The organism is Clostridium sp. UBA7339 (genome assembly GCF_002470865.1).
Taxonomy (GTDB): domain Bacteria; phylum Bacillota; class Clostridia; order Clostridiales; family Clostridiaceae; genus Clostridium_J; species Clostridium_J sulfidigenes.
In genome coordinates this window covers 1-2,855 of record NZ_DKPI01000007.1, presented here as the reverse complement: position 1 = coordinate 2,855, position 2,855 = coordinate 1, and the positions used below count along the sequence as shown (strand labels likewise).

Annotated in this window: 2 protein-coding genes, 2 tRNA genes and 1 rRNA gene; all 5 read left to right on the top strand. The window is 30.1% G+C overall.

Annotated features, from left to right (window positions below):
* Positions 1–28: 28 nt before the first annotated feature.
* Positions 29–146 (top strand): 5S ribosomal RNA (gene rrf / locus B2S02_RS10300).
* A 5-nt stretch (positions 147–151) separates the two neighbouring features.
* Positions 152–228: transfer RNA gene (locus tag B2S02_RS10295), tRNA-Ile, on the top strand.
* A gap of 5 nt (positions 229–233) precedes the next feature.
* Positions 234–309 (top strand) — tRNA-Ala (locus B2S02_RS10290).
* Positions 310–497: 188 nt separating this feature from the next.
* On the top strand, positions 498–1,247 hold the full coding sequence (gene surE / locus B2S02_RS10285) for a 5'/3'-nucleotidase SurE (RefSeq protein ID WP_346876377.1): 750 nt from the start codon (positions 498–500) through the stop codon (positions 1,245–1,247).
* 77 nt (positions 1,248–1,324) lie between these two features.
* Positions 1,325–2,461, top strand: coding sequence for an alanine--glyoxylate aminotransferase family protein (locus B2S02_RS10280; protein WP_346920679.1), 1,137 nt, complete (start codon positions 1,325–1,327; stop codon positions 2,459–2,461).
* Positions 2,462–2,855 lie beyond the last annotated feature (394 nt).

The window sequence follows — 2,855 nt, the reverse complement described above, 5'->3', positions numbered from 1 at the left end:
CGAATCCTCTTCGCGGAGCCATATTAAATTTGGTAATTATGCCTTAGATGGATACACCCGTATCCATACCGAACACGAAGGTTAAGCATCTAGGGGCCGATAGTACTGCATGGGAAGCTGTGTGGGAGGGTAGGTTGTTGCCAAGTAATATGGATCTTTAGCTCAGTTGGTTAGAGCAACCGGCTCATAACCGGTAGGTCCGGGGTTCGAGTCCCTGAAGGTCCACCATATTTGGGGGTATAGCTCAGTTGGGAGAGCACCTGCCTTGCACGCAGGGGGTCAAGGGTTCGAATCCCTTTATCTCCACCAAAGACACTGTATATGCAGTGTCTTTTTTTATATGTTTTTATAATATTTTAAGATAAACTTTCTCATTAGTATGTTAAAATAAAAAAGTAGATAGTATTTCTTTTTGGGTGAATTAATTACTTAATAAGATTTTAGATAAATGAAGGGAGGGAAAATAGAGAATATAAATTTCTCTATTTTATATAATTATGAATATATTAATAACCAATGATGATGGAATTACGGCAAAAGGTATACAGATTATTGCACAGAGACTTCAAAATTCACACAATATATTGGTAGTAGCACCTGATAGTCAAAAAAGTGCTAGCAGTCATTCCATAACATTAATGAATCCTCTTATTGTAAGAAAAGAAAAAATAGAAGGTATAGATGCTCCATGTTTTAGTGTAAGTGGTACACCTGTTGATTGTACAAAAATTGCAATAACTACTATTGCTAGTGAAAAAATAGATATAGTAGTATCAGGAATAAATGATGGATTTAATTTAGGCACCGATGTAATATATTCAGGGACTGTGTCTGCAGCCGTTGAAGGAGCATTAAATAGTACCCCAGCAATTGCATTATCTTGTGATGGTAATGAAGAAAGTTATGAAATAGCTGCAGATTATGCAGAAAAAATATTAAATAAAATTAGAAGTGAGAAAATTGGAAACACAGTACTAAATGTAAACATTCCATCCATAAGTAAAGATAAATTAAAGGGATTAAAGGTATGTAAAATAGGTGAAAGAAATTATAATAATGTATATGTTGAAGTAGAGAAAAGTGATGATAATGTAGTATATAAAATAACTGGTGCGCCGGATGATGCAATGCAAGATAATACTGATGTAGACATGATTAAAGAAGGATATATAACAGTTACACCACTACATTATGACTTAACTAATTTTAACTTAATAACAAAAGTGGAAAATATTTTAGAAAAATAAATTTGATATAACAAAATTTTTATTTTAAATATTGTGATTAATTAGTAATATTAAAGATATGAATAGGGGATGAAATGATGAATAAACCATATGTATTTACACCAGGACCTACTAATGTAAGAGAAAATGTTAGATTGGCTAGGGCTATTGAAACTACTAATCCAGATTTAGATAAAGATTTTTATAGAGAAACTTGCAATAGAATTAGGGAAATACTAAATACTGAAAAGGATGTGTTTATATTAAGTGGTGAAGGTATATTAGGATTGGAAGCTGCTTGTGCATCACTTACAGAAGTAGGAGATAGAGTACTAATTATTGATAATGGGGTATTTGGTGAAGGCTTTGCTGATTTTGTGAAAATATATGGAGGAATACCTGTGTTGTATTCTGTTAATAGAAAAAGAGAAGTAGATGTGGAACATTTAAGAGAATTCCTTGATAAAGATAGTAATTTTAAATATGCAACTGTTGTTCATTGCGATACACCATCAGGAGTACTTAATGATATAAGTAAAATTTGTCCAATGCTTAAGGAATATGGAATATTAACAGTTGTAGATAGTGTTGCAGCCATGGGAGGAGAACCTATAAATGTAGATGAGTGGGATATAGATATTGCATTAGGTGGTTCTCAAAAAGCTTTTTCAGCTCCACCAGGATTAACTATTGTTACCGTTAGTGATGATGCGGATAAAGTTATGAGAATAAGAAATACTCCGATTGTAGGATTTTATTGTAACTTAACTATATGGAAGGGATATTATGATAAAAAGTGGTTTCCATATACTATGCCAATAAGTGACATATATGGGCTTAGAGTTGCTATAGATAATATACTTGAAGAAGGAATAGAGAATGTACACAATAGACATAAAAATATTGCTGTAGCTACTAGAAATGCATTAACTAGCTATGGGTTAAAGTTATATTTAGATAGCGGCTTTTCATCTACAGTTACAGTAGTAGAAACGCCTACAGGAATAGAAGCAAACAAGTTAATTAATTATATGAGAGATAATTATAATTTACTAATTTCAGGTTCTTTTGATTATCTTGAGAATAAAGTTATTAGAATTGGTCATATGGGAGAAAACAGTAGGATAGATAAAATTTTATTTGTTTTAAATACGTTAGATAAATCTTTAAATGAATTAGGATATAAATCAAAAGTTAATATCATAGAAGAATTTAATAAGTATATTATATTATAATGTAAGAGAGGCCAATTAATTATGAAAATAGTTAATTGGCCTTATATTATTATAAAAAGGATATTTTCAATGGAATATTAAGAAGATTAGTAACTAGTTAACATAACGAATATTTATTGATTTTAATGTGGTATATTTCGTATATAGAGGCTAAATATTAGTATAAGTTATTTTTACTTTAGTATACTATACCATGTGTATCAGTATAAGAAAATAAAAGTAAATTCAAGAAATATGAAGATATATTTAAATAAACTATAATTATAAAAAACTAATATTATATTTGATATAACAAGTATGGTAAGATAAATCTTGTCGCTGAGAGACGCGGCAAGAAACAACAAAAACTTAAGAAAAAACTTCTTAAAAATTTGTTGACAGATAAGAGATTATC

What these genes read in the sequence shown, in the direction of transcription:
- B2S02_RS10280 (WP_346920679.1), top strand. Translation starts at nt 1,325, where the DNA reads ATGAATAAACCATATGTATTTACACCAGGACCTACTAATGTAAGAGAA.
- surE (WP_346876377.1), top strand. Translation starts at nt 498, where the DNA reads ATGAATATATTAATAACCAATGATGATGGAATTACGGCAAAAGGTATA.